27 protein-coding genes are annotated in these 26,353 nt (G+C 64.9%); 9 read left to right on the top strand and 18 right to left on the bottom strand.

Features of this window, described 5'->3' with window-relative positions:
- Positions 1 to 74: 74 nt before the first annotated feature.
- From ACT53T_RS01320 to ACT53T_RS01295, 6 genes are all read right to left on the bottom strand, one after another.
- Positions 75 to 815, bottom strand: coding sequence for a nucleotidyltransferase family protein (locus tag ACT53T_RS01320; protein ID WP_476159604.1), 741 nt, complete (start codon positions 813 to 815; stop codon positions 75 to 77).
- Entirely contained in the window at positions 808 to 2,340 is a 1,533-nt protein-coding gene (gene tsaE, locus ACT53T_RS01315; protein ID WP_476159602.1) for a tRNA (adenosine(37)-N6)-threonylcarbamoyltransferase complex ATPase subunit type 1 TsaE, read from the bottom strand. Before tsaE ends, ACT53T_RS01320 begins: the two co-directional genes overlap by 8 nt.
- Positions 2,337 to 4,871 (bottom strand): PAS-domain containing protein, encoded by a 2,535-nt coding sequence (locus tag ACT53T_RS01310; RefSeq protein WP_400770228.1) that lies wholly within the window; start codon positions 4,869 to 4,871, stop codon positions 2,337 to 2,339. The genes tsaE and ACT53T_RS01310 overlap by 4 nt, the downstream gene beginning before the upstream one ends.
- Positions 4,872 to 5,113: 242 nt before the next feature.
- The gene (gene ahcY / locus ACT53T_RS01305) at positions 5,114 to 6,520 is read right to left on the bottom strand and encodes an adenosylhomocysteinase (RefSeq protein WP_476159601.1); all 1,407 of its coding nucleotides are present in this window, start codon (positions 6,518 to 6,520) and stop codon (positions 5,114 to 5,116) included.
- 117 nt (positions 6,521 to 6,637) lie between these two features.
- Positions 6,638 to 7,189 carry a hypothetical protein gene (locus tag ACT53T_RS01300; RefSeq protein ID WP_476159599.1) on the bottom strand — a complete coding sequence of 184 codons (552 nt, stop codon included), beginning with the start codon at positions 7,187 to 7,189 and terminating at the stop codon, positions 6,638 to 6,640.
- Between the two features lie 183 nt (positions 7,190 to 7,372).
- Positions 7,373 to 7,810, bottom strand: coding sequence for a four-helix bundle copper-binding protein (locus ACT53T_RS01295; RefSeq protein WP_476159597.1), 438 nt, complete (start codon positions 7,808 to 7,810; stop codon positions 7,373 to 7,375).
- A 181-nt stretch (positions 7,811 to 7,991) separates the two neighbouring features.
- Between ACT53T_RS01295 and ACT53T_RS01290 the strand changes: the two genes are divergently transcribed.
- Positions 7,992 to 8,708 (top strand): MgtC/SapB family protein, encoded by a 717-nt coding sequence (locus ACT53T_RS01290; protein WP_400770232.1) that lies wholly within the window; start codon positions 7,992 to 7,994, stop codon positions 8,706 to 8,708.
- A gap of 40 nt (positions 8,709 to 8,748) precedes the next feature.
- Here the strand turns inward: ACT53T_RS01290 and ACT53T_RS01285 are convergent, their stop codons facing one another.
- The 5 genes from ACT53T_RS01285 to mnmE are packed head-to-tail and all read right to left on the bottom strand — an operon-like array spanning position 8,749 to position 14,348.
- Complete coding sequence (locus tag ACT53T_RS01285) at positions 8,749 to 9,627, bottom strand: ParB/RepB/Spo0J family partition protein (protein ID WP_400770233.1); 879 nt, start codon at positions 9,625 to 9,627, stop codon at positions 8,749 to 8,751.
- Between the two features lie 58 nt (positions 9,628 to 9,685).
- A complete protein-coding gene (locus tag ACT53T_RS01280) occupies positions 9,686 to 10,504 on the bottom strand; it encodes a ParA family protein (RefSeq protein WP_400770234.1) in 819 nt (272 codons plus the stop codon).
- A gap of 1 nt (position 10,505) precedes the next feature.
- Positions 10,506 to 11,156, bottom strand: a complete 651-nt coding sequence (gene rsmG, locus ACT53T_RS01275) for a 16S rRNA (guanine(527)-N(7))-methyltransferase RsmG (protein ID WP_018267342.1) — start codon at positions 11,154 to 11,156, stop codon at positions 10,506 to 10,508.
- Positions 11,157 to 11,164: 8 nt separating this feature from the next.
- The gene (gene mnmG / locus ACT53T_RS01270) at positions 11,165 to 13,012 is read right to left on the bottom strand and encodes a tRNA uridine-5-carboxymethylaminomethyl(34) synthesis enzyme MnmG (RefSeq protein WP_476159595.1); all 1,848 of its coding nucleotides are present in this window, start codon (positions 13,010 to 13,012) and stop codon (positions 11,165 to 11,167) included.
- A gap of 31 nt (positions 13,013 to 13,043) precedes the next feature.
- Positions 13,044 to 14,348 carry a tRNA uridine-5-carboxymethylaminomethyl(34) synthesis GTPase MnmE gene (gene mnmE, locus ACT53T_RS01265; RefSeq protein ID WP_476159594.1) on the bottom strand — a complete coding sequence of 435 codons (1,305 nt, stop codon included), beginning with the start codon at positions 14,346 to 14,348 and terminating at the stop codon, positions 13,044 to 13,046.
- On the opposite strand from mnmE, the gene ACT53T_RS01260 reads away from it, so the two are divergent.
- Positions 14,323 to 14,520: a hypothetical protein gene (locus ACT53T_RS01260; RefSeq protein ID WP_476159593.1), complete on the top strand. Its 198-nt coding sequence runs from the start codon at positions 14,323 to 14,325 to the stop codon at positions 14,518 to 14,520. The two genes, mnmE and ACT53T_RS01260, sit on opposite strands and share 26 nt — an antisense overlap.
- Before the next feature lie 31 nt (positions 14,521 to 14,551).
- Complete coding sequence (locus ACT53T_RS01255; protein WP_476159591.1) at positions 14,552 to 14,971, top strand: hypothetical protein; 420 nt, start codon at positions 14,552 to 14,554, stop codon at positions 14,969 to 14,971.
- A gap of 605 nt (positions 14,972 to 15,576) precedes the next feature.
- Here the strand turns inward: ACT53T_RS01255 and ACT53T_RS01250 are convergent.
- From ACT53T_RS01250 to hemE, 4 genes are all read right to left on the bottom strand, one after another.
- Positions 15,577 to 16,527 (bottom strand): Rieske 2Fe-2S domain-containing protein, encoded by a 951-nt coding sequence (locus tag ACT53T_RS01250; protein WP_476159590.1) that lies wholly within the window; start codon positions 16,525 to 16,527, stop codon positions 15,577 to 15,579.
- A 46-nt stretch (positions 16,528 to 16,573) separates the two neighbouring features.
- Positions 16,574 to 17,842, bottom strand: a complete 1,269-nt coding sequence (gene rho, locus ACT53T_RS01245; protein ID WP_018267347.1) for a transcription termination factor Rho — start codon at positions 17,840 to 17,842, stop codon at positions 16,574 to 16,576.
- A gap of 234 nt (positions 17,843 to 18,076) precedes the next feature.
- Positions 18,077 to 18,496 carry a protoporphyrinogen oxidase HemJ gene (hemJ, locus tag ACT53T_RS01240; RefSeq protein ID WP_018267348.1) on the bottom strand — a complete coding sequence of 140 codons (420 nt, stop codon included), beginning with the start codon at positions 18,494 to 18,496 and terminating at the stop codon, positions 18,077 to 18,079.
- Positions 18,497 to 18,500: 4 nt separating this feature from the next.
- A complete protein-coding gene (gene hemE, locus ACT53T_RS01235) occupies positions 18,501 to 19,538 on the bottom strand; it encodes a uroporphyrinogen decarboxylase (protein WP_400770241.1) in 1,038 nt (345 codons plus the stop codon).
- Positions 19,539 to 20,049: 511 nt separating this feature from the next.
- Between hemE and ACT53T_RS01230 the strand changes: the two genes are divergently transcribed.
- From ACT53T_RS01230 to dnaQ, 3 genes are read left to right on the top strand one after another with little or no spacing between them, the layout of a single operon-like run.
- Positions 20,050 to 20,637, top strand: a complete 588-nt coding sequence (locus tag ACT53T_RS01230; RefSeq protein WP_476159718.1) for a Maf family protein — start codon at positions 20,050 to 20,052, stop codon at positions 20,635 to 20,637.
- Complete coding sequence (coaE, locus tag ACT53T_RS01225; protein WP_476159588.1) at positions 20,634 to 21,254, top strand: dephospho-CoA kinase; 621 nt, start codon at positions 20,634 to 20,636, stop codon at positions 21,252 to 21,254. Before ACT53T_RS01230 ends, coaE begins: the two co-directional genes overlap by 4 nt.
- Positions 21,255 to 21,275: 21 nt before the next feature.
- Positions 21,276 to 22,016, top strand: coding sequence for a DNA polymerase III subunit epsilon (dnaQ, locus tag ACT53T_RS01220; RefSeq protein ID WP_476159586.1), 741 nt, complete (start codon positions 21,276 to 21,278; stop codon positions 22,014 to 22,016).
- 115 nt (positions 22,017 to 22,131) lie between these two features.
- On the opposite strand, the gene secB is transcribed toward dnaQ, so the two are convergent.
- Both secB and ACT53T_RS01210 read right to left on the bottom strand, forming a co-directional pair.
- Positions 22,132 to 22,611: a protein-export chaperone SecB gene (gene secB / locus ACT53T_RS01215; RefSeq protein WP_400770245.1), complete on the bottom strand. Its 480-nt coding sequence runs from the start codon at positions 22,609 to 22,611 to the stop codon at positions 22,132 to 22,134.
- 111 nt (positions 22,612 to 22,722) lie between these two features.
- Positions 22,723 to 23,190: an FxsA family protein gene (locus ACT53T_RS01210; protein WP_036293567.1), complete on the bottom strand. Its 468-nt coding sequence runs from the start codon at positions 23,188 to 23,190 to the stop codon at positions 22,723 to 22,725.
- A gap of 108 nt (positions 23,191 to 23,298) precedes the next feature.
- Between ACT53T_RS01210 and ACT53T_RS01205 the strand changes: the two genes are divergently transcribed.
- The 3 genes from ACT53T_RS01205 to ACT53T_RS01195 are packed head-to-tail and all read left to right on the top strand — an operon-like array spanning position 23,299 to position 25,674.
- A complete protein-coding gene (locus ACT53T_RS01205; RefSeq protein WP_476159585.1) occupies positions 23,299 to 23,994 on the top strand; it encodes a Tim44/TimA family putative adaptor protein in 696 nt (231 codons plus the stop codon).
- 11 nt (positions 23,995 to 24,005) lie between these two features.
- Positions 24,006 to 25,115 (top strand): murein transglycosylase A, encoded by a 1,110-nt coding sequence (gene mltA, locus ACT53T_RS01200; protein ID WP_476159583.1) that lies wholly within the window; start codon positions 24,006 to 24,008, stop codon positions 25,113 to 25,115.
- Positions 25,108 to 25,674, top strand: coding sequence for a Smr/MutS family protein (locus ACT53T_RS01195; protein ID WP_476159582.1), 567 nt, complete (start codon positions 25,108 to 25,110; stop codon positions 25,672 to 25,674). Before mltA ends, ACT53T_RS01195 begins: the two co-directional genes overlap by 8 nt.
- Positions 25,675 to 25,697: 23 nt before the next feature.
- Here ACT53T_RS01195 and ACT53T_RS01190 read toward each other — a convergent pair whose 3' ends face one another.
- A complete protein-coding gene (locus ACT53T_RS01190; protein ID WP_476159580.1) occupies positions 25,698 to 26,351 on the bottom strand; it encodes a DUF4384 domain-containing protein in 654 nt (217 codons plus the stop codon).
- Positions 26,352 to 26,353: the final 2 nt, after the last annotated feature.

The following is a 26,353-nucleotide window of genomic DNA, read 5'->3' as shown; positions in this document are numbered from 1 at the left end:
GTCATAAACAGCATCGGGAGCGCGTCGCGGCCGGACAAGACGTGGCAAAGGTAAAAAATCCTCGAGCCTGCGTTCTATCCTTCCCCTGCGACTCGTCGCAGCCGATCTTTCTCCTCGGCGACGGCGCTTTCGGCCTCCTCGATCGCGCCCATCGTGCCGACATGCAGCCATTTGCCGTCGAGCGGCGCGCCGAAGAGCCGCCCCTGCTCCGCCGCGCGAAAGAAAAACGGCGCGAGGGGAAACACATCCTGCTCGACAGTCTCGAACAATTGCGGCTTGACGACGCCTATTCCGGCATAGACGAAATCCGCGGTCTCGCCGGCGGCGCGCTTCGTCAGCCGGCCGTCCGGCGCCCGATGGAAATCGCCGTCCCAATCGACGCCGACGCTGCCGAGGCGCGGAGCCAGCAGCAGCGCGATGTCCATGATCTCCGGGTCCCAGAGATCGGCGAGGCGGCGCAGATTATCCGCGCGCGCGCCGATCCAGAAGGCGTCGGTGTTGCAGATGAAGAAGGGCCGTCCGGCGAAACGGTCCAGAACCTTCTTTATCCCGCCGCCTTGATCGAGCAGCTTCTCGCGCTCGTCGGAGAGGATTATGCGCGGCGTCCGCCGGCCCTCGAGATGCGTCTCGATCTGATCCGCGAGATGATGGACGTTGACGATCGCCGTGGCGACGCCGGCCTGCGCGAAAGCGTCCAGCGAACGATCGAGCAGCGTGACGCCGTCGATCGCGACGAGCGGCTTGGGCAGCCGGTCGGTCAGCGGCCGCATGCGCGTGCCGAGCCCGGCGGCGAAGACGAAAGCCGCCTCAGGCATGGAAGAGCGCGGGGAGGTTGGCGACATACCAGGCCTCGAGATCGGCGAGCGCGGGATGGCGCAGGCCCTTGCGCAGATAGCTTTCCACGCGCGGCAGATGAACGAGATATTGCGGCTTGTGATCGCGCTGATCGAGCCGCGCGAAAATGCCGAGGATTTTGGTCGCGCGCTGAGCGCCGAGAATGGCGTAGGCGCGCGCGAAAGCCGCCATGTCGAACAGCGGATCGGCCTCGCGGCGCTTGCGGGCGTAATGGCCGAGCAGGCGCATCTCCAATTCGTCCGGCACGTCGACGCGCGCGTCCTGCGTCAGCGACACGACGTCATAGGCCGGATGGCCGAGCACAGTGTCCTGGAAATCGATGACGCCGACGCGCGCCGTCCCTTGGCGGTCGGGCAGCCAGATGAGATTGGGCGAGTGGAAATCGCGCAAGGTCCAGGTCGGCGCCGACATCACGATCTCGATCAGCGCCTGGCGCCAGAGATTGACGAAGGTCGCCTTGGAGCCCGACGATATGCCGCCGCCGCCGACGCGCGCCGCATACCACTCCAGCAGCAGCTCGACCTCGATCAGCAGCGCGTCGAGATCATAGGGCGGAATGTGATAGGGGGTCGAGCCTTCGACCGGCAGAACATCCGGCAGGCGGCGCGCATGCAGCGGCGCGAGCGCCGCCAGCGCCTCTAAATAGCGATCGGCGATGGGCGCGCCGCCGGCGACGACGCCGTCGCGGCCGAGATCCTCCAGCAGCACGAAGCCGGCGGAGAGATCATAGGCGTAGATTTGCGGCGCCGAGAGGCCCTGCCCGCGCAGCGCATCCGCCATCGCCACGAAGGGCTTCACCGTCTCGGCGAGGCGCGCGATGGCGCTATAGGGCTTGCCATAGCGGATCGGCGGGCCGTCCGGCCGCGCCGGCGAGATCATCAATATGGCCTGCGCGCCATCCGGCCGACGCAGCACCTCATAGACGCGCGAGGAGGCGTCGCCTTGCAAATATTCGCGCGTGGCGTCGGCCCAGCCGGCGCGCTCCAGAAACTCCCGCATGGTGCGGAAGGCCTTGAGCCGCCCCGCCGCCTTGCCATGAGCGAGAATGCCGATGCGGCGCGCGTCCGGCGTCTCCAGCGCGGCGAAGGAGAGCCGCACCTCCAGCCGCTCGCCGGCAAAGAGGCTCGGCGCGCGCTCCGGCCATTCGACCAGCACCAGCGCATCCTCGGCCGCCTCCTCGAAGCCCATGGCCTCGAGCTCCGCCTCGCCGCCGGCGATGCGATAGAGATCGGCGTGCAGAATGCGGCAGGCGGGCGTCTCATAGAGCTGCATCAGCGTGAATGTGGGACTCGGCGTCTCCAGCGTCGGGTCCTGCGCCAGCGCGCGGATCAGCGCCCGCGCGAAGGCCGTCTTGCCGGCGCCGAGATCGCCGGAGAGGGTGACGACCCGCACCGTGTCGCGAATGAGCGGGGCGAGGCGGGCGGCGAGCTCCGCGGTCTGCGCTTCATCGGCGACGTCGATCAGCCATTCGGCCTCTTCGCTCATGAGGCCTGTCCTTTTTCACGCGGGGCGAGACCCTGCTGGCCGCCGCTCTCCTGCGCCGGGAATATGCAAGTGACCGTCGTGCCTTCGCCGAGCGCGGAGTCGATGAGCACGCGCCCGCCATGCAGCTCGGTGAAGGCGCGCACGATGGAGAGGCCGAGCCCGACGCCCCTGTGGCGCGAGCCCGAGGTGTGCGACTCGAAACGGTCGAAGACTTTGTCGAGGACCTCCGGGGCGATGCCCCGCCCCCGATCGGCGACCTTGAACACGATTTCCCCCTCCCGACGCAACGCCGCGAGGGTAATGGTTTGTCCCGGCCGAGAAAAGCCGATCGCATTGGCGAGCAGATTGAACAGGATCTGGCGGATGCGCTTGGCGTCGCCGCGAAAGCGCCCGACCTCGCCGGTGGCGACGATCTGCAGCTCTATGTCGTTTTCGGCCAGCCGGTCCTGAACGCCCTCGGCCGCGGCGCGCATGGCGTCGCCGGCGTCCACCTCCTCGAGCTCCAGCTCCATGGCGTCGCTGTCGATGGTGGCGAGATCGAGAATGTCGTTGATGATGGCCAGCAGCGCCGCCGACGACTTGCCGACATAGCCGAGATATTCGAGCTGCTTGGCGTTGAGCTCGCCGGTCGTCTTCTCGCCGAGGAGATGAATGAAGCCGATGATGTTGTTGAGCGGCGAGCGCAGCTCGTAAGAAACATGATGGACGAAATCGTTGCGGATTTTCTCCGCCGCGATCAGCGCCTGATTGCGCTCGGTGAGCGCGCGCTCGACATTCACGCCCGCCGTCACATCGACGAAAGTGAGCAGCGCCGCGCCCTCCGGCAACGGCTGCGCGGTGCAATCGAGCACCACGCCGTCGGAACGCTCTATGCGCCGCGTGAAGCCCTGGCGCATGTCCTGCAAGCCGGTGACGAAGCCGCGCAGCTCGCTCCACGTCTCCTCATTGAGATGCAGCGGCCGGCAGAGATTGGCGACGGCGTCGAAGCGCGGCTTCTCGTCGAGAATGCTCTTCTCGAGCGCCCATAGCGCGAGAAAGGCGGGGTTGCAGAAGCGCAGGCGTCCGTCGGCTCCGAAGACGGCGACGCCCTCGCGCAAATTCTCCAGCGTCTCGTTCTGCATGCGATCGAGCGCATGAAACCGGGACTCGAGGAAATAGCGCTCGCTCACATCGTCATAGAGATAGGTGACGCCGCCTTGCGGATTGGCGTTCGCCACGACGCGCAGCGTGCGCCCATTCGGCATGTGCCAGACATGCTCGTGATGTTCCTCGGAGGATTGATAGGCCTCCAGCAGCCGCGCCTTCCAGGCTTTGTAATCGGCCTCGACGGGAAGGCGCTGCTCGGCGCGCAGACGATCGAGAATCTCGCTGTCGCTCGGCCCCTGGTCGAGATAGGCGCGATCGAGCGGCCAGAGATTCTCATAAGCGGCGTTGCGATAGGTGAGGCGCTTGGCGCGATCGAAAATGGCGACGGCGATCGGCAATTGATCCAGCGTGCGCGAATGCGCCTGCATCTGCTGCTCGAGATCGGTGCGCGTCGTGTCGATCTCCTGGCGGTCGATGGCGAGCGCCGCGGCGGCGCCGTGACAGGGCGCGGCGACGACATCGAGACGATGCCGCTCGCCGGCGACCACCGCTGTCACGCGCGCGCGCCAAACCTCGTCGCGTCCGCGCGCCGTCTGCGCCTGCAGGCGCGCGTCATTGTCGAGCAGCTCGATCTGACGGCGCAGCGCGTCGGCGGCGTTTTCCGCCTCCACCGCTTGCGCATAGGCGGAATTGACGAAGATGAGCTTGCCTTCGACGTCGCGCATCCACACCGGCGTCGGCAGCGCCTCGAGCAGAGCGCGCAGCCCCTCCGATTCGGCGACGCTGCGCCCATGCCGCTCGCGCAAGGACAAAAGCTCGAGCCGCTCGCCGGAGACCTCGCGAATGCGCAGCACGGCGCGGCCGGCGACGGCGCGACCTTCGGCGTCGAAGCGTCGGCCTTGCAGGCTGGCGAGCGAGAGATGAAATCCTTCGCCATTCTGGCGCAGGCGATCGACGCGCTCCTGCAGCGCCGCCGCCTCGTCCGGTCCGAGCCAGGAGCCGAAGGCGAGCACGCGGCGCGCGAAGGCCGGATCATTGAGCCCGTTCTCTATGTCCGGCTCGCCGGCGGCATTGTCCCAGGAGACGAAGAGCTGCGGCTCGCTGGAGAGAAAAATCTCGGCGCGATCGAGCCGCTTGCGCGTCGCTTCCAGCTCCGCCGCGAGCCCGGCCTCGCGCCGGCTCCACACCTTGCGCTCGCCGAGATGGGTGAAGGCGACGACGACGGCGAAAAGCGCGAGACCGCCGGTCAGCGCGAGATTGACGAATTCGGCGTTATCGGTGGTGCTGAGAAGATTGGCGAGCGCCTCCGCCCGCGCCGGTCCGCCGAAGGGCAGCAGACTGACGGAGGCGAGCCCGCGCGTGACGTTGCGAACGAGCGTCGAGGACGCTCCCCGACGTCGCGCAGGCGGCAACGCTTTCGGCCCGAAGGCCGCATCGTGAAACATGCGAACCGGTCTCCACGTTCGATTTGCAAAGGCTCATCGCAAACAAACGCCGTAAGCCGTCCGCGCGCCACCGAGGCGCCGTCTCGAATCGCGTCTAATCTAAAGCGCGCCGTCGAAAAGTGAAACGCGGATCGTGACCGGGAGAATGGCGCCTAAGGATTTCGCCGAACTGGCGTCGCGCGAAAAAAAACGGCGGAGCGAGAGAATCGCTCCGCCGTGTCGCGCTCGCGAGGCGAGAGAAATCAGTAGCGGTAATGGTCCGGCTTGAACGGGCCGTTCTGCGGCACGTTGAGATAGGCGGACTGCTGCTCGGTCATCTTGGTGAGCTTCACGCCGATCTTGTCGAGATGCAGCGAGGCGACCTTCTCGTCGAGATGCTTGGGCAGCGTGTAGACGCCCACCGGATACTGGCCCTGCTTGGTCCACAGCTCGATCTGCGCCAACGTCTGATTGGTGAAAGACGCCGACATCACGAAGGACGGATGGCCGGTCGCGCAGCCGAGATTAACGAGGCGGCCTTCGGCGAGCAGAATGATGCGCTTGCCGTCGGCGAACTCGACCTCGTCGACCTGCGGCTTCACATTGTGCCATTTGAGATTGCGCAGGCCGGAGACCTGAATCTCGCTGTCGAAATGGCCGATGTTGCAGACGATGGCGCGGTCCTTCATGGCGCGCATGTGCTCGGTCGTGATGACGTCGACATTGCCGGTCGCGGTGCAGAAGATGTCGGCGCGCGTCGCCGCGTCCTCCATCGTCGTGACCTCATAGCCTTCCATCGCCGCCTGCAGCGCGCAGATCGGATCGATCTCGGTGACGAGCACGCGGCAGCCGGCGTTGCGCAGCGAGGCGGCCGAGCCCTTGCCCACATCGCCATAGCCCGCGATGCAGGCGACCTTGCCGGCCATCATGACATCGGTCGCGCGGCGAATGCCGTCGACCAGCGATTCGCGGCAGCCATAGAGATTGTCGAACTTCGACTTGGTGACCGAATCATTGACGTTGATCGCCGGCCAAAGGAGCTTACCTTCCTTGTGCATCACATAGAGGCGATGCACGCCAGTGGTGGTCTCCTCGGTCACGCCTTTGATGGCCTCGGCGTTGCGCTTGTAGAAGCCCGGATTGGCCTTGAGGCGCTTCTTGATCGCGGCGAAGAGGACTTCCTCCTCCTCATTGGTCGCCTTGTCGAGGAAGGCGGTGTCGCCATTCTCGGCGCGCAGGCCCAGATGGATGAGCAGCGTGGCGTCGCCGCCATCGTCGAGGATCATGTTCGGCGTGCCGCCGTCGCCCCATTCGAAGATGCGATGGGTGTAGTCCCAATAATCCTCGAGGCTCTCGCCCTTGATGGCGAAGACGGGCGTGCCGGAGGCGGCGATGGCGGCGGCGGCGTGGTCCTGGGTCGAATAAATGTTGCAGGACGCCCAGCGCACATCCGCGCCCAGCGCCTTCAGCGTCTCGATCAGCACGGCCGTCTGAATGGTCATATGCAGCGAGCCGGCGACGCGCGCGCCTTTCAGCGGCTGCGACGGGCCGTATTCCGCGCGGGTCGCCATGAGGCCGGGCATTTCGGTCTCGGCGATGTTGAGCTCCTTGCGGCCCCAATCGGCGAGGCCGATGTCGGCGACGACATAATCGTTGAAATGGGTGGTCATGACGCTCCCTTCAGGCGTTGTCTCGCCTTTAGGAAGGCGAGCGGGACGGGCCTGGCCGCCTATAGCAAGGCGGCGGAGCAGATGCAATAAAGATATAAACAAGTCTTTATGTCAGCTTCACGCCGGCTTGCGGTCGCGCAGGAACACAAAGGCGCCCAAAGCCGCGATCACGGCGACGATCAGCAGGATCAGCAGCGTCGATTCCTCGAGCCAGGCGATCGCCGGAACGGCAAGGCCGAGCAGCAGGCCGACCAGCGACACGCGCCAGACATCCGCATGAATGCCCGCGGTGAAGGAGCCGAGCGCCAGCACGGTGAGGACGGTGAGCGCGCTGCTGTCGGAATTCATCATCTGCTTCACATCGCCGATGAAGATGAGGCACATTGCGGCGAGGACCGCGCCCCAATGCAGCACCTGCGTGCGCAACAGCCGCCATTTTTCATCGGCAGTCTCCGCCTCATGCCAGCCGCCCGCGATGCTGATGAGCCCGAAGATCGGCGCGAGCGCGATCCAATAGGTCGTCATGCCCTGGCGCGTCACGCTCGTATAGGCGACGCCGAACAGCGCCAGCAGGAGCATGAGGAAATAAGGCCATTGCCGCAGAAAGAACGAGGCGACGCCGTGAGAATGCGTCTCGGGCGAAAGGATTTCCGGCGCTCTGTGGGTCACTTGTGCAGGCTCCGTTTCGACCCGCGTCACGCGACGCGGGGAGAGAATGGCCGGCGGCTCGCTGAGAAAAAATCCAGAGATCGTCGAAATGCGCTTCGGCCGCCCCGGAGCGCAAAGCTCAATATAATCGTTGTTTCAACAAAGACGAGACGCGCCATGGCGCGTCCCGCGAATAATCGGGCTTTAGGCCGCGACCTTCTCGCACTCGTCTGCGCAGGCCTTGCACGCGTCGCCGCAAGCCTTGCACTCTGCGATATTCGGGAACTTGTCGCATTCCTTCTTGCAGGCGAGGCAAGCCTGAGCCACAGCCTTCGCGAAGGAGGGGGTGAGCGCCGAAGCCGTGCCCGAGAGCGACGCCAGAGCCTTGCAGGCCGCGACGACGTCGAAGGTGGACTTGGTGCAAGGACCCATGCTGGCGTCATTGGCCGCGAGCATCTCGAAGCAGTGACGCAGGCATTCCTCGCCCGCGGCGACGCATTTGGTGGTCGACTCGAACAAAGCCTTATATTTGGAGCCGCCGCCATGATGGTGAGCGTGCGGATCTTCGGCCGCCAAAGTCCCCGTGGCGGCGGTTGCGGCGGCCAACGCGCCCATTGCAGTCACAAATTGCCGACGTTCCATGAATCTCCCCCTGAGTTTTAGGAACAACAACAATCTCAGCTTTAAGCTTTTTGGAGCAAGATTCAATCATAACGACCATTCGGCGAGTAAAAAACGTCGCGAAGCTCTGCCAATGTGACCAATCGGTTACAATGATTCGAAGACGCCGCGAGACGGTCGCGCGAAGACACGGATAGGGAAGATGGCGTTCATTACCAACTTCAACGCGCCGGAATTTTTCAATTCCCTGATATCTCTGCTCGTTGCGCTGCTGCTCGGCACGCTGATCGGGGCGGAGCGGCAATATCGCCAGCGCACCGCCGGGCTGCGCACCAATGCGCTGGTGGCTCTCGGCGCCGCGGCCTTCGTCGATCTCGGCATGCGCCTCAACGGCAATGTCGGCGCGACGCAGGTGCTCGCCTATATCGCCTCCGGCGTCGGCTTTCTCGGGGCCGGCGTCATCATAAAGGACGGCGCCAATATAACCGGCCTCAACACCGCAGCCACGATCTGGTGCTCGGCCGTCACCGGCGCCTTCGCCGGCGCGGATCACGCCGCGGAAGCGATTTTGATGGCGATCTTCACCCTCGCCGGAAACATGCTGCTGCGGCCGCTGGTCCATCTCATCGAGCGCGCGCCGATCGACGAGCGCTCGACGGAGGCGATCTACCGCCTGCATGTCACCGTCTCGCAGACGCGGCGCGACGCCCTCCGCGATCTGATGGTGGAGAGGCTGGAAGCCGCCGATTATCCCGTGCGCGAGATCGAGGAATTGGAGCGTGGCGAAGGCGAGGTGGAGCTGATCGCAATATTGACCTCGACCAGCATCGACCCGAAAGAGCTGGACGTCGTCGCCGCCGAGCTGGAGAAAGTCGCCGGCGTCGAGCATGCGAGCTGGACGGCGCAGACGAGCGAGTGAAAATCAGCTGCGAGAGGAAGCGGCGAGCGCGCCGCCTCCTTCAGCCCGTCAGCCGTCTGCACAATCCGTCGAGCTGCTCCAGCGTCGTGTAGCGGATGCGCAATTCGCCGCTCTCGCCGCGATGATGGATCGAAACATAAAGACCGAGCGCATCGGTCAGCAGCTTCTCCATCGCCACCGTATCCGGGTCCTTATCGACGCGCGGCTTGCGGGATTTCGTCTCCAGCGGGCTATCGGCGACCTCTTGCTGCGCGAGACGCTCGACGTCGCGAACCGTGAGGCCCTCGTCGACGACACGGCGCGCCACGGCGTCGGGATTGTCGACGGCGAGCAATGCGCGCGCATGGCCGGCCGAGATCGCGCCCTCCGTCACCAGACGCCGGCTCGCCTCGGGAAGATTGAGCAGACGCAGCGTGTTGGCGACATGAGACCGGCTCTTGCCGATGATCTTGGCGAGATCGGACTGCGAATAGCCGAACTCCTTGCCGAGCCGCTCATAGCCGCGCGCTTCCTCGATCGCATTGAGATCGGCGCGCTGCACATTCTCGATAATGGCCAGCTCGAGCGCCTCGCGATCATCCGCCTCATGCACGATGATCGGCACATCGGCGAGATTGGCGAGCTGGGCGGCGCGCCAGCGGCGCTCGCCGGCGATGATCTCATAAGCGTCGGCGACGCCCGGAACAGTGCGCACGACGATCGGCTGAATAATGCCCTTCTCGCGAATGGAGGCGGCGAGATCGGCGAGATCATCCTCGTGGAAGGCGACGCGCGGATTGCGCGGATTGGGCCGCAGAAACTCGATCGGCGCACGGCGCTGGCCGCGCGCGCGCTCCACCGCAGGCGCTTCCTCGCCCGCGTCTCCGATCAGAGCCGCCAGCCCTCGCCCCAATCTCCTGCGCGTCGCTTCTTCGGCCATTTCGGAACAGGTCCTTCGAATCGAGAGGCGCGCCATTCGCGCGCCGAGAAACCTTGGATCAGGCGGCCCGCAGCTGCTTCTCGCGCTGGATGACCTCCGTCGCGAGCTTCAGATAGGCCTGGCTGCCGCTGCATTTGAGATCATAGAGCAGCACGGGCTTGCCATGCGACGGCGCCTCGGACACGCGCACATTGCGCGGGATCACCGTCTCATAGACCTTGTCGCCCATGAAGCGTCGCACATCGGCGACGACCTGGGTCGCGAGATTATTGCGGGGATCGAACATGGTCAGCACAATGCCATGGATCGACAGCCGCGGATTGAGCGAGCGTCTGACCTGATCGACCGTCGACAGCAGTTGCGACAGGCCTTCGAGCGCGAAGAACTCGCATTGCAGCGGCACCAGCACGGCGTCGGCGCAGGCGAGGGCGTTGATGGTCAGCAGATTGAGCGACGGCGGGCAGTCGATCAGCACATAGGTGAAGGCCGGCGCCTCGCCATGACGCTCGGCTGCGATCATCTCGGCGACGGCGCGCTTCAGGCGGAAGGCGCGGTCCTTGTCGCCGGCGATCTCGAGCTCGACGCCGAGCAGATCGAGCGTCGAGGGCGCGATCGAGAGCCGCGGCACGGCGGTCGCGACGATCGCCTCGGCGAGGCTGCTTTCGGCGAGCAGCACGTCATAGGTGGAGATTCGGCGCGACTTACGGTCGACGCCGAGCCCGGTGGAGGCGTTGCCCTGCGGATCGAGATCGATGACGAGCACTGTCTCGCCTACCGCGGCCAGGGCCGTGCCGAGATTAATGGCCGTCGTCGTCTTGCCGACGCCGCCCTTTTGATTGGCGAGGACGAGGATGCGGGGCTGAGGAACGTCGGTCACGTCAAGCTCCAAAATCCCGCGCGAGGGCGATAATACGGCCGGACGAATGAGTGCGGCTCTGCAATGTCCAGATCTGGAAACTATCCGCGGCGCTCGAGCCGGTCAATTCAGTGGCCCAGTCTTCGCCCTTTAAAAACACGCCTTTGACGTTTTTCAACAGAAGTTCCTGCGCCCACTCGATCAGCTGCGGCATCGGAGCCAGCGCACGGGCCGTCACGCCGGCCACTGGATCGGTGATTCGGGGCAGCTCGGTTTCGATTCGGCCGACATGAATTTCCGCAGCGGCCCCTGTTTCACGTGAAACAGCGCGCAGAAAGGCCGCCTTGCGCTGATCGCTCTCGATGAGATGAACCTTCGCGCCGGCATGGTCTTTCAGGCAGATCGCCAGAACCATGCCGGGAAAGCCCGCGCCGGAGCCGAGATCGACCCAGCTCTCGAGGCTCGGAAAAAATTCGCGAATCTGCCCTGAATCGGCGAAATGCCGCGTCCATAGCTCGTCCAAAGTGCTCTCGGCGACGAGATTGATGGACTTCTGCCATTTGCGCAGCAGCGATTCGTAAATCTCCAGCTCGCGAATATAAGGCTGCAGCGACGGCGCGATCTGCAGCGCTCTGTCTCGATCGCTGACGCGATCCTTTCCTTTCCCGGCCATATTACTGATCACCCACGCCGCGCTCGCGCCGCCAAAAGCGTGAGGGCCGCTGGAGTGACGCCCTCTATGCGCTGGGCCTGGCCGAGCGTGCGCGGACGCAGCGCCGACAGCTTGGCGCAAAGCTCCGCGGAGAGCCCGCCGATCTCCCGATAATCGAGAGCCGCGGGCAGAGCCAGCTGCTCGTCCCGGCGATAGGATTCGATATCGGCGCTCTGCCGATCGAGATAGACGGCGTAGCGTGCGTCGGTCTCGACACGCGCGGACGTCTCCGCATCGATCTCGCCAAGCTCTGGCCAGATCGCCGCGAGCCGCGGCAGATCGATCTCGGGGAAGGACAGCAGAGCATAGGCGCTGCGTCGCTGCCCGTCCTGATTAATGGGCAACCCGGCGCGCGCCGCGGCAGCGGAGGTGAGCGACAATTGCTGCAGCAACGCGCGAGCGCGGTCGAGCTTGTCCATTCTGTCCCGATGCGCCAGCTCGCGCTCACGTCCGATACAGCCGATCTCCAGGCCCTTGCCGGTCAGGCGCTCATCGGCATTGTCGGAGCGCAGCGACAGACGATATTCGGCGCGCGAGGTGAACATACGATAAGGCTCGCTGACCCCGCGCGTGACGAGATCATCGATCATAACGCCGAGATAGGCCTCGGCGCGATCGAAAACGCTCGCTTTTGCGCCGCCGGCCCGCGCCGCGGCGTTGAGCCCGGCGACGAGGCCCTGCGCAGCCGCTTCCTCATAGCCGGTCGTTCCATTGATCTGGCCGGCGAAAAACAGCCCCCTCACGCGTTTCGTTTCCAGCGTGGCGTCGAGCTCGCGCGGATCGACGAAGTCATATTCGATCGCATAGCCGGGGCGCAGAATCTGCGTCTTCTCCAACCCTTCGATCTTCTGGATGAAAGCGCGCTGGACCTCCTCCGGCAGCGAGGTCGAGACGCCATTGGGATAGACAGTGTCGTCGTCTAGGCCTTCCGGCTCGAGGAAAATCTGATGCGCGTCGCGGTCGCCGAAACGCGTGACCTTATCCTCGATCGAGGGGCAATAGCGCGGACCCGGCCCCGATATCGCGCCGCTGCGCATGGGCGAATGCTCGAGATTGTCGAGAATGACCTTATGCGCCGCGGCGTTGGTGCGGGTGATATGGCAGGCGATCTGCGGATTGGCGATGGTCCGGGTGAGATAAGAAAAGGGCTCCGGGATCTCGTCGCCCTTCTGTTCCTCGAGCCGCGCCCAGTCGATCGTGCTGCCATCGAGCCGGGGCGGCGTGCCGGTCTTCAGCCGCCGGGCGGCGAAGCCGATGCGCCGCAGATCCGCGGCGAGGCCGATCGAAGGATTTTCGCCCATGCGGCCGGCGGAATAGCGCGTCGCGCCGATGTGAATCACGCCATTGAGGAAGGTCCCGGTAGTCAGAACCACCGCGCCCGCGGCGAGCGTCTCTCCGTCCAGGGTCACGCCGGTCACGCGGCCGTCTTGCAGGACGAGACCTTCCGCCGAGCCCTCCACGACCTCGAGATTCGGCGTCGCGGCGATCGCCGCCTGCATCGCCTCGCGATAGAGCTTGCGATCCGCCTGCGCGCGCGGACCGCGCACGGCCGGACCTTTGGAGCGATTGAGCAGCCGAAACTGAATGCCGGCGGCGTCGGCGACACGGCCCATGAGCCCATCGAGCGCATCGATCTCGCGAACCAGCTGGCCCTTGCCGAGCCCACCGATCGCCGGATTGCAGGACATTGCGCCGATCGTCGCGCGCGAATGGGTGACGAGCGCCGTGCGCGCGCCACGCCGCGCCGCCGCCGCGGCGGCCTCGCAGCCGGCATGGCCGCCCCCGATCACGATCACGTCATAGGCCGGTCGGCTCAATTTCCTATCCTCGATCCTGTTTCACGTGAAACTATTTGCCGATGCAGAATTGCGAGAAAATCGCATCCAGCACCTCCTCCACATCCACGGCGCCGACAATCCGACCGAGCGCCCGGCCTGCGACACGCAGATCATCCGCGACGAATTCGAGCGCCTTGCCGGAATCGAGACTGGTCTCGACCGCCAATTTCGCCTCCTGAATGAGCCGCCTATGCCGCTCACGCGTGAGAAGCGCCGTCGAGCCGTCGCCCAGACGTCGCTTCGCGCGACCCGCAATTTCCTCCAGAAGTCGGTCTATTCCAAACCCCGTTCGAGCGGAAATTGCAAGGTCATCTGATGTGCAATCTAGAAAATCCGCCTTGGTTGCGACACGGATCAGCTCGGCGCCGTCCGAAGGCTCCAATTGCGGCGTCTCCCGCCCCCCTTCCGAGAGCCACAGCAGCAGATCGGCCTCGTCGATTCTGGCCCGCGTCCGCGCGACGCCGATGCGCTCGATCTCATCCTCCGCCTCGCGAAGACCGGCCGTGTCCACCAAGGTGATCGGCATCCCGGAGAGATCGAGATGAACCTCGATCATATCGCGCGTCGTTCCCGGAATGGCGGAGACGATCGCCACCTCGCGCCGCGCCAGCGCATTGAGCAGCGTCGATTTGCCGGAATTGGGCGGGCCGAGCAGCAGCACGACAAAGCCGTCACGCAGACGCTCGCTGGCTTCGCTCGCCGTCAGCGCCTCGGCCATTTCGGCGATCACAGGCTCGAGCAAGGGGTGAAGCGCCTTCGCCGGCTCGAAGACATCCCCCTCATCGGAAAAATCCAGCTCCGCTTCGACCAGAGCCAGAGACCCCACCAGCCGCTCGCGCCAGCCTTCGACTCTTTTGCGCAGAGCCCCGCCGAGCGCCCGTATCGCCTGACGGCGTTGGAATTCTGTCTCCGCATCGATGAGATCGGCGAGCCCTTCGACCTGCGACAAATCCATCTTGCCATTGGCGAGGCTGCGCCGTGCAAATTCCCCCGGCTCCGCCTCGCGCAGCCCGGGAAAAGCGCCCAGAACGCCGAGCAGCGCGCGCGCCACAGCGCGGCCGCCATGAATTTGCAGCTCGGCGTAATCCTCGCCGGTCGGCGAATTCGGCGCCGGAAAATAGAGCGCGAGACCGCGATCGAGCGGCTCGTCCGCGCCCGGCGCGCGCAGCGTCACATAATGGGCGAAGCGCGGCTGAGGCGTGAGCCCGGCCAAAGCCGCGAGCACATGCGCAACCGCCGGGCCGGACAGGCGAATTACCGCGATCGCGGCGCGGCCGGCGCCGGATGCGATGGCGAAGATCGTGTCGCTGGACATGATCCTGATGCTCTACTCGAATTTACCCGCGCAGGAAAAGAAAGAACGCGCCTTCCCACGACTCGCGGCGCTCCTGCCGAGCGATCGCAAAGGATTGGAACGAATCGCAGCGCGGGCGGAAGCGCGACAGCCCAAAAAAATCGGCTTCCATCGCAATATAGTTAAGATATAGTTAATGGGCATTTTTTAAAAAAGGAGCGAATATGCTCGCCCGATTTTTTGCCCTCATCGTCTGCGTCGCGAGCATTGTCGGCGCCGCGACTCCCTCCTCCGCTCAGGAAATATTCGACAGCTCCATTCCACTCGCCGCCGCCGGGCGCGCGGCGCATGCGCTGAAAATGCGCCTCGATTGGATCAGGAACCATCCGAACATTCCGCTTCCCTCCGGCAATCCGCAGATCACCAGCGGCTTCATCTCGACGCCGATCGTCGCTCTGCACATACCGCCGGCCGTGCCGGGCGTTTTCTTCCAATTCGCGACCGGGCCGACTGGCCTCGCCTGGACAGAATTCGACTTCGTCGGACCGTCGGGTCAGAATTACGCGATTTATTATTTCACCTATGCGGCGCCGACATCCGGCGCGGTCAATCGGCTCGGCACGACCTATCGGTTCAACTCTTAAGCCGAGGCCGGCGTCTACACGCTGGTCAGCGCGACGATCGCCGATTACGTCGGCAACACGACCACCTATAATCCCGATCAGCTCGCGAAAATCTTTCCCAAGCTGACCTTCTATCTGTCGAATATCGGCGATTCCGACAGCGCCAAGCCGCAGCTTCTCTCCGGCAAGATCACGCCGACCGTCAGCCTGTCCTCCCCGCGGCCGGTATTCGCGGCCGATCTGATCGTATCGGACAGCCTCTCGGGGGTCGGCGGCGCCTCGCTTATCCTCGCCTCGCCGGACGGCCAAATCTATACGCAGGCATGGGGCCAGCCGGGCACGCCGATTCAGCTCCCCGCGAAGCTGACAGCAGCCGCGAATTTCACCTATGAGACGGATTTCCCGCGCGGAACCTGGACGATCATCAACGTTTCGATCAGCGATATCGCCGGCAACACGCTCGACATCTCGGATGCGAACCAGATCAAATCGCTGCTCGGGAGCAACACCTTCCAGCTGACCGACTAAATCCATCGGGCTCGGCGCGGCCACGTCGGCGGAGCTCCATGGAGCTCCGTCGCGGAAAGCTCATCGGGGCGCGTTCTTGGAACGCGTCCCGGACAGATTCAGGCGCTGGAGCCGGCGAGGCGCTGACGATAGAGCCGGCGAAAGGCCAGAGTGGCCGCATCCGTCCGCACGGAAGCCTCCTCCCCGCCGAGCGGCGAGAATGGCGGCGTCGAAGATTCGACGATCGCGCGATCTTCTTCCGCGATTCGGCGGTTGGACCAGAGGAACAGCGCATCGAAGAGCGAGGCGCGCAAAAAGCCGCGGGCGGTGAGCAGGAGAAGACGCGTCTCCCGTTCGCCGATGGGGATGCACACGGCGAAAATGCGAAAGACGCGGCCGCGAAAGTCGAGCGACAGCTCCATCAGATTGGGAAAGACATAATCCAGCGTCGCCGGACGTTGCCGTCCAACGACCGAGGCCGTGATCTTGCCGCCATGGTCATGCGGCTCGAAGCTCACATCCATCCTGGCCTGCGGGTCTTGGTCGAGCGCGCGCGCCATGGCCCCACCGAATGTGCGCCGATGGATGAAGGCGACATGGGGCGAATCGAGCATATTTTCCATCACGCGCGTCCAATGCGCGCGCCAGACGAAGCTTTGCGCGCAGAGCCGCAGGCCGCGGGTCAGCGAGACGATCGGCGGCGGCGCGTCGGACGCCTCCCCCGGCGCCGTGCGCAGCCAGAGGACGCCGTCGATCTCCCGCATAGGGAGCCGCGTCGCGCGAATAGAGTCGCGCTTCGCCTCCGGGTTCCAAGGAATGTGACGAAGGCTTCCATCCACGCCGAAACGCCAGCCATGGAAGGGGCAGCGAATTTCGCCCTGCTCGACACAGCCGAGCGAAAGGGCGACTCCGCGATGCGGACATTGGTCGATCAGCGCAGCCGGCGCGCCATCGGGGCCGCGGAACGACACGATTTTTTCGCCGGCCACAGTGAGCGGCAGAGGCGCGTCGGCCTTCAGCTCGCGCGCGAGGCCGACAATGGTCCAGACATTGGCGAAACCCTCGAACACGTTCTCCCCGCGAATTCACATCGCCGGCGCGTCCGAGGGCGCCGGATCAGGTGTTCATCGAATCGAAGAAGCTGGCGTTGCCCTTGGGCGTCTCGCGCAGCTTGCCGAGCAGGAACTCGATCGCGTCTACCGTGCCCATCGGATTGAGGATGCGGCGCAGCACATACATCTTCTTGAGTATGTCGGACGGCACCAGCAGCTCCTCCTTGCGGGTGCCGGAGCGGGTGATGTCGATGGCCGGGAAGACGCGCTTGTCGGAGACCTTGCGGTCGAGAATGATCTCCGAATTGCCCGTGCCCTTGAATTCCTCGAAGATCACCTCGTCCATGCGCGAGCCCGTGTCGATCAGCGCGGTGGCGATGATGGTCAGCGAGCCGCCCTCCTCGATATTGCGCGCGGCGCCGAAGAAGCGCTTGGGACGCTGCAGCGCATTGGCGTCCACGCCGCCGGTCAGCACCTTGCCGGAGGACGGCACCACAGTGTTATAGGCGCGGCCGAGACGGGTGATCGAATCGAGCAAGATCACCACGTCGCGGCGATGCTCGACCAGGCGCTTGGCTTTCTCGATCACCATCTCCGCGACCTGGACGTGACGCACGGCCGGCTCGTCGAAAGTCGAGGATACGACCTCGCCCTTCACGGAGCGCTGCATATCGGTCACTTCCTCCGGGCGCTCGTCGATCAAGAGAACGATCAGATAGCACTCGGGATGATTTGTGGTGATCGACTGCGCGATATTCTGCAGCAGCACGGTCTTGCCGGTGCGCGGCGGCGCGACGACCAGAGCGCGCTGGCCCTTGCCGATCGGCGCGACGAGATCGATGACGCGGGCGGAAAGATCCTTGCGCGTCGGATCGTCGATCTCGAGCTTCAAGCGCTCGTCGGGATAGAGCGGCGTCAGATTGTCGAAGGGAACCTTGTGCCGCACCTTCTCCGGGTCTTCGAAATTGATCGAATTGACCTTGAGAAGCGCGAAATAGCGCTCGCCCTCCTTGGGGCTGCGGATCATGCCCTCGACAGTGTCGCCGGTGCGCAGGCCGAAGCGCCTGATCTGCGAGGGCGACACATAGATATCGTCCGGGCCGGCGAGATAATTGGCGTCCGGCGAACGCAGGAAGCCGAAGCCGTCCTGCAGCACCTCGACGACGCCTTCGCCGACGATCTCGACGTCGCGACCGGCGAATTGCTTCAATATTGCGAAGAGCAGTTCCTGGCGCCGCATGAGCGACGCGCCCTCGACCTCATGCTCCTCGGCGAAGGCGAGAAGCTCGGCGGCCGATTTGGACTTCAGGTCCTGAAGCTTGATTTCCCCCATTTGGGACAATCCTCGACGATATTCGGATGAAACTTGGCCTAGGGCGGCGGGATGGGGCAGATAAGGAAGCGGGAGACGATGCCCCGGTGAGCCGGTATGGATCCGGCTGTCGTGCGAAACGACGATCTGCCTTTAGGTGAGCAAGTCAGCAATTAATCCTTTTCGGGCGGAAAGGCAAGCCATCCGCCCGAAGCTCATGACAATTCCGTGAAAGACGGGGAAAATTCCCTGTCCTCAGAACGGCTTGACGATCACCAAAATGACGATGCCGATCATCAGCAGCGTCGGGACTTCATTGATGAAGCGGAAAAATTTCGCCGGCCGGTGATTCTCGTCGCGCTCGAAAGCCTTTTGCGTGACGCCGAAATAGAAGTGGACGCCGGTCAGAAGGACGACGAGCGCCAGTTTGGCGTGCAGCCAGCCGGCTCCATGGAAGGAGCCGAAATAGATCAGCGCCAGGCCGGCCGCCCAAGAGACGATCATCGCCGGAGCCATGATGTAGAGCGCCAGCCGGCGCTCCATCTTCTTGAACAGCGCCGAGGGCGCGCCCTGCCCCACTTCCGTATGATAGACGAACAGCCGCGGCAGATAGAGGAGCCCGGCCATCCAGGAGATCACCGCGATCACATGCAGAGCTTTGATCCAGAGATACATGGCTTTAATTTCCTGTTCCGCGAATACGCTCGATCAATTGCGAGACATGCTCTAACGGGGTCTCCGGCAAAACGCCGTGACCCAGATTGAAAATATGCGGACGTCCGGCAAAGCTCCGCAAGATCGAATCGATCTCGCGATCGAGCGCCGGCCCGCCGGCCAGCAGGGCGAGAGGATCGAGATTTCCCTGCAGCGCCGGCCCGGCCGGGATCTCCTTCACCGCCCAGTCGGGATCGATGGCCGTGTCCAGCCCCAGCGCATCGGCGCCGAGCGTCCCGGCGAGACGGGACAGATGCGTGGCGCCGCCGCGCGGGAAGGCGATGATCGGCACGCCGGGCCGGGCGGCCTTCACCGCCGCGATGATCTTCCTCAGCGGCTCCGCGACCCAGCGCTCGAACTCGTGAGCCGGCAGCACGCCGGCCCAGCTGTCGAAGAGCTGCAAAACCTCGACGCCGGCGTCGATCTGGCGAATGAGATAGGCGGTGGAGGCCTCGACCAGAATATCGATGAGCCGCGCGAACGCCTCCGGCCGCCGATAGGCGAAGAGGCGGGCCGGCGCTTGATCCGGCGTGCCGCGGCCGGCGATCATATAGCTCGCCACCGTCCAGGGCGCGCCGCAAAAACCTATGAAAGTCACTGACTTCGGCAGCTCGCCCTTCACCCGGTCGATCGTCTCGAACACCGGCGAGAGCTTGCCGAGATCGAAATTCTCGGCGAGCGCCTCTATGTCGCGGTCGCTCTCCAGCGGGATCAGCCGTGGCCCATGGCCCGTCTCGAACCAGACCTTCTGCCCCAGCGCATCTGGCACGACCAGAATGTCGCTAAACAGGATCGCCGCATCGAAGCCGAAACGCTCGATCGGCTGCAGAGTGATGCGCGCCGCCGTCTGCGGATTGTAGCAAGTGTCGAGAAAGCTGCCGGCTTTGGCGCGCAGCTCCTGATATTCCGGCAGATAGCGGCCGGCCTGTCGCATCAGCCAGATCGGCGGCACGGCGCGTGCTTCTCCGCCCAGAACGGCGAGGAGAGGCTTGAGATCACCCATTTCGCTTATTGCTCCGGCAGCATCGGGAACGAAAAGGGATGCTCTGCGCTCCCTCCGGCTTTGGAGCTAACCCAAAACGACACAAAAAGAAAATTCAATCTTTAAGAGATTTTTTTGATTTTATTGGCGGTTCATTAACGAAGGTTAATTTTCGTCAACCTTTTGTCCACACCTTACGTATCGTGACCTTTGCTGTAGAGCCTTTTGCGCCCCCGCTGTGGACAAATTGGTAAATGAAACATTAACAAAGGCTTGCCGACATCCGCCCACAAGCTCTGCCGTGGATGGCGGAGAATCCCGCGCTGCAATGGCCTAGCATCCGCTTTTCCCCACTCGTTTCGACGCCTGTTGATCGATGGGCTACGTTATGCGCAGCTGTGCACATGCCCGGCCCGCCGGCGCTTATTTTTCCCCATAATGCCCACGACCACGCCACGCCTGTGGGAATCGATCGGAGGAGGTTCGACTGCCACAGGATCGTCCCAGCGCCTTCTGGCGTCTCGCCGCGCCGCTGATTCTCGCCTCCAAGAGCAAAGGCCGGCGCATGGCGCTGGAGCAGACCGGCGCGCCTTTTCTCATTCACCCGGCGGAGATCGACGAGCGCGCCGTGGAAGCCGAGGTTGTCGCCGCGGGCGGCGGCGCGGACGTTGTCGCGGCGCGATTGGCCGGCGACAAGGCGAAGCGCGTCTCGCTGGCGCGGCCGGGCGCTCTCGTCCTCGGCGCGGATCAGGTGGCGAGCTGCGAGGGACGCCGTTTCGGCAAGCCGGCGAACGTCGCCGCCGCCGGCGAGCAGCTGCGCTTCCTCTCCGGGCGGACGCATCGTCTGCATTCGGCGGTCGCTCTCGCCCGCGACGGCGCCATAATCTTCGAGACCGTCGCCCATGCCGATCTGACGATGCGCGCTTTCTCGGATGATTTTCTCGCCCGCTATCTCGAGCTCGTGGCCGAGGAGGCGACGACCAGCGCCGGCGCCTATCAGATAGAAGGTCTCGGCGTTCATCTCTTCGAGCGCATAATCGGCGATCATTGGACCATTATCGGAATGCCGCTGCTGCCGGTGCTGGAGGCGCTGCGCCGTGAGGGAGCGATTCTGTCATGAGCGCCGACGCCGCGCCCCGTCCTCTGGTCATCGGCCTCACCGGGTCGATCGGCATGGGCAAATCGACGACGGCCGATCTCTTCCGCGCCGAAGGCGTCCCCGTCTATGATTCCGATCGCGCCGTGCATGAGCTCTATCGCGGTCCCGCGGCGGCGCAGATAGAGGAGCTGTTTCCGGGCGTCACGGCGGATGGCGTCGTCGATCGCGCCCGCCTCGCTGCTCGCGTGCTCGGCGACGGGGAGGCGCTGCGCCGTCTCGAGGCGCTGGTGCATCCGCTCGTCGCCATCGGCCGCGACGAATTTCTCGAGAATTGTCGCCGCGCGGGCGAGCCTCTGGTCGTCTTCGATATTCCGCTCCTCTTCGAGATCGGCGCACAAAAGGATGTCGACGCCGTCGTCGTCGTCTCCGCCCCGGCGGATATTCAGCGCGCGCGTGTTCTGGCGCGGCCGGGCATGACGGAGGAAAAATTCGCCGCCATACTCGCCAAGCAGATTCCCGACGCGCAAAAGCGCGCCGGCGCCGATTTCGTGGTGCATAGCGAGCGCGGCCTGGATTCCGCTCGGCAGGAAGTTCGGCTAATCCTCGAGGAGCTGGCGCGACGAAAGCCGTCGCGCTGATCCGATCGAGAGAGGCTGCCGATGCGTGAGATCGTCTTCGACACGGAGACGACCGGTCTCGACCCCACCAAGGGCCATCGCATCGTCGAGATCGGCGCGGTGGAGATTTCCAATCTCATCCCGACCGGCCGCACCTTCCATTTCTATCTCGATCCAGAACGCGACATGCCGGAGGAGGCGTTTCGCGTCCATGGCCTCTCCTCGGCCTTTCTCACCGGGCAGAAGAAATTCCGCGAGATCGCCGACAGCTTTCTGGAATTCGTCGAGGACGCCAATCTCGTCGCGCATAACGCCGAATTCGACATGCGCTTTATCAATTTCGAGCTCGGCCTGCTCGGAAAGGCGGCGATTCCTTTCGATCGCGTCGTCGACACGCTGACCATCGCGCGCCGTCGGCATCCGGGCGCCTCCAATACTCTGGATGCGCTCTGCCAGCGCTATGGCGTCGATCTCACGCGCCGCGACAAGCATGGCGCTCTGCTCGACGCCGGCCTGCTCGCGGAAGTCTATGCGGAGCTGATGGGCGGCCGCCAAACGGCGCTCATTCTGCAAGCGGACGCCGCGACTCTGGCGGAGGAGAATGGCGGAGAATTTTTGCGTAGTCGGCCGCAAAAGCTGGCGCCGCTGCTCACCGAGGCGGAGCGCGCCGCGCATGAGGCCTTTATCGCCAAGCTGGGCAAGGAGCCGATGTGGCTGCGCTATCTCGCGCAGCCGGAGACGGCCGAGCCGGCCATCGAGACGCCGATGGAGAAGCGAGCCTGACGGCTCGCCTCTGCGATTTCCCAGGGTTTGTCATTGCGAGCGCAGCGAAGCAATCCAGAGCCGTAAGGGGGATTGCTTCGTCGCTTCGCTTCTCGCGATGACGACCGGGGGTCGCTCAGTTGGCGTTGGCCGGAGCCTGCTGCGCCTGGGCCGCGCGCTGCTGATAGAGCGCGAAAAAGTCGATCGGATCGATATAGAGGGGCGGGAAGCCGCCATTGCGCGTGGCGTCGGCGACCACTTGGCGCAGGAAGGGGAACAGCAGACGCGGGCATTCGATCATCACGATGGGATGAATCTGCTCGGCCGGAATGTTCAGCAGGCGGAACACGCCGCCGTAATCCACCTCGAGCTTGAACAGCACTTCCTCGCTCTCGGTCGCCGAGGCTTCCAGCGTCACCGAGACCTCGAAGTCTTCCGGTGAAATCTGCCGGGCGTTGACATTGACCTGAATGCCGATCTCCGGCGGATTCTGGCGCGGCTGCAGCGAGCGCGGCGCATTGGGATTCTCGAAGGAGAGATCCTTCACATATTGCACGAGCACGTTGAGCGCCGGGGCGCCGGTCGGGCCGGAGCCGTTTCCATTCGTATCGGTCATCGTCGAACTCCCTGCCGATTTCGGCTCCCGACAGGCGCTATGGCATGACGGCGCCTGTCACGGCGCCCGCCTAACACGTCCCCTTGCCTGCGACAACGGATTTGACGCCGATCAGACAACTTTGGCGGGAGGGGCGCGACGCGCGCGCACGCGGCGCTTTGGGCCTTCATCGACAATGGCTTTCCACTCGCCCGGGGAAAGATCGATGGTCTGCGGACCCTGCCGCTCGGTCTTGCCGCGAATGCGATCGGCGACCTGCGCGCGGATCGACGGCGACTTCAGCGCCAGGCCGACGAGATCAGAGGCGAAGCCGGGCAGAATGAGCAGCAGCGAGCCGACCGCCTCGAGCCCGCCCTCGAGCAGAGCGACGCCGGATTTCAGCTCCTCGCGCGGCTGGCCGACGCGGCTGCGCAGATAGACGAACAGCCGCTTGACGTCGGCGAGGCCCAGCAGCGTCGTGCCGACGCCGAGCGCCACGGCCGCCATCACGCCGAGAAACTGCACGACGAGCACGAAGGCCAGGATCTCGACGAAGAGCCAGCCTGTCAGCACATAGGCGACGAGTTTCGACTTGTTCACCTCGGCGCGCCCTCCGTTCCCGCCATGAGAAACCCCGGCGAGGGGTTGATTCGTGACATCTGGGACGCGACATGATACCGGACAATCCCTGCGACTGGGAGACGCCCTTTGTCGGGATCCGATTTCGACCCCTCCATCTTGGTCTTCGCCGCGCTCGCGGCTTTCGTCGTTTGGAAATTGTGGTCCGTCCTCGGCGTGCGCGTCGATCGCGAAGGCCCGGCCTCCGATCGCGCCGGCCCCGCAAGGCGGATCGGCCCGGCTCCGGCCCCGCAAGGCTCGGCTTTCGCGCCGTCGCCCGCCAATGGCGCGCTGGACGCCGACCGCTGGAAAGGCCTCGCCGAATCGGGCAGCAATGGCTGGCGCGGTCTGGACCAGATCGCCGCCTCCGATCGCGGCTTCTCCGGCCCCGCCTTCGTCGAGGGCGCCAAGAAGGCCTATGAGATGATCGTCGAGGCTTTCGCGCGGGGCGATCGCGACACGCTGCGCAACCTCCTCTCGACAGAGGTGTTCGACAGCTTCTCCGGCGAGATCGCCGGGCGTGAGCAGCGCAGCGAGACGGCCGAGGCCCATGTCGTCTCCATCGATTCCGCCACGGTCGAGGACGCCAAGGTCGAGCTCCGCAAGGCGCAGATCACCATTCGTTTCGTCGCCAAGCTCCAATCGGTCCGCCGCGACAGCGCCGGCGCCGCGATCGAGGGCGATTCCGCTTCTCCGCTCGAGATCGTCGACCTCTGGACTTTCGCGCGCGATGTCGCGTCGCGTGATCCGAATTGGAAGCTCGTGGCGACCGAAACGGTTCATTAGGCGGATCTCGAGTGGCGTCCGTCGATCTCGATCCAGTCGGTTTCGATTCGATCGACGCCATTTTTCAGGACGATCTCGGCGCGGCCTTTCGTGTCTTTCGCCGTTCGGCCGAAATCATCCTCTCCGCTGCGCCGCCGCTCCGCCCGGCTCTGCCGGCAGACGAAGCTCTGGCCCGCGTCTGCCGCATCGCCGTGGGCATGGATGCGGCGCGGCTCTCCCAAGATGTGGCGCTCGATTTTTTCGCCGCCAATTTCCGTCCCTTTCGACTGCGCGGGCCCGGATTCGTCACCGCCTATTACGAGCCGGTGATCGAGGCGCGCGAGGCTCCCGACGCGCAATTCCGCACGCCCGTCCCGGCCCGTCCGGCCGATCTCGTCACGCTGAACGAGACGCCCATTCGCGGCGAGGCGGGCGAGGCGCTCACCTCCGCCCGGCGGCGGGCCGACGGCGGCCTCGAGCCCTATCCCGATCGCCGCGCCTTGGAGGAAGGCCCGCCGGAGCAGCGGCCGCGGCCGATCGCCTATGTTCGCGATCGGGTCGAGCTGTTTCTCATTCAGGTGCAGGGCTCGGCGCGGCTGCGCTTTCCCGATGGGCGCGAATTGCCGCTCACCTATGACGGCCGCAATGGCCGTCCCTATACGTCGATCGGCCGCCTGCTCATCGAGCGTGGGCTTGTTCCGCAAAGCGAAATGTCGCTCGAGCGCTTGAAGACGGAAATCCGCGCCCTCGGCCAGGAGGATGGCGCGCCCGGCGCCCGACTGATGCAGGAGAACCGCTCCTATGTCTTCTTCCGCGCCGATTCCTCGCCGGAGCGGCGCGACGGCCCCATAGGCGGCGAGGGCTGCGCGCTGACGCCGCTTCGCTCCATCGCCGTCGATCGCTCGCTGTGGAGCTACGGCCTGCCCTTTTTCATCAGCGCGACCGTGCCCTGGCGCAGCGTGGCGGCGGAGCCCTTCGCCCGGCTGATGATCGCGCAGGACACGGGCTCGGCGATTCTCGGACCGGCGCGCGCCGATCTCTTCTTCGGCGCTGGGGACGAAGCCGGGGCGCTCGCCGGGCTGGTGCGCCACAAGGCGGATTTCACCGTGCTGCTGCCGCGAGGAGCGGGCGGCGATGAGTGATCCGCCGCGCGAATCGCGTCGCTCGCGTTTTCTGTCCCGAGAAGAGATAGAGCTGTGGAACAAGGTGACGGCCGATGTGCGGCCGTCGCGCGGCCGTCGTCGCCGCCCGCCGGAGGAGCAGCCGGTCGAGGCCGGCGAGCCGAAGAAAGGCGCCGCCGCTCCGCCTCCTCCGACGCCCGCTCCGGCGGAGAAAAAGCCGCGGCCCCGCCCGGCCGCGCCGCCGGCGGAGATCGATCACCGCACGCGCACGAAATTGCGTCGCGGCCGGCTCGAGGTGGAGGCCAAGCTCGATCTCCACGGCCTGCGCCAGGCCGAGGCGCAGACGGCGCTCTACGATTTTCTGCGCCGCGCCCAAGCGGCCGGTGCGCGCATGGCGATCGTGGTGACGGGCAAGGGCGTGCGCAGCGAGGAAGGCGGCGTGCTGCGCCGCCTCGTGCCCCTATGGCTGAGCGCCCCGGCGATGCGCGATCTCGTGGTCGGCTTCGGCGAGGCGGCGCGCAATCACGGCGGCGAAGGCGCGCTCTATGTGCAGATCAGGCGCCCGCGCGGAGCGAAATAGCCGATACGGGAAAGCTCGGCGGCTCACTTGATTCCGTAGAATTTCGTCGCGAAGGACCATTTGGGCGCACGGATCGGGCGCTCGCCCTCGGCCGGCAATATCTGCAGCATTCGCGTCGAATCCTTCACGAAATCCGCGGCCTTGGCCTGGCCCGCGATGGCCGCCGGCACATCCGGCAGATCGACGATCTGCAAGGGCGCGTCGCTCAATATGGCCACCACCATGCCGACGCCCGTCGGCGGCGAGGCGACGAAGCGATAGGCGGATTTGCCGCTGGCGTCCGGCAGCGTCATCGACTGGCCGGCTTTCAGAAAATTGGCCTTCTCATCGACGCCGGCGGGGTCCGCCAAAGTCACCATATTGGGGAAGATCTGCGCCAGCTTTCCCTGCGCGTCGACATCGACCAATATCACATAGCCGGGCTTTTCCGCCGTCACGCGAAAGCTCATCGGCGCGCCGAGCGCGAACTCCTCCTGCGGCAGCACCTCGATCCGCACGCCCGCGCCGGCGGCCTTGGCCGGCTCCTTGGGGATCGCCGGCGCTTGCGTCTGCGGCGACGGCGCGGCCTCCGCTGGCGGATCGTCGATGATGCGCACCGAGCGCGTCATATCCTGCGGCTCGGCGAGCGCGACGCTCGCGACGCAGCAGAGAAGCGGGAGACAAAGACGCCGCATCATTC

The organism is Methylosinus sp. DMC45 (assembly GCF_056313885.1).
Note: the sequence above shows the minus strand (reverse complement) of the source record. Positions and strands in the feature narration are given on the sequence as shown.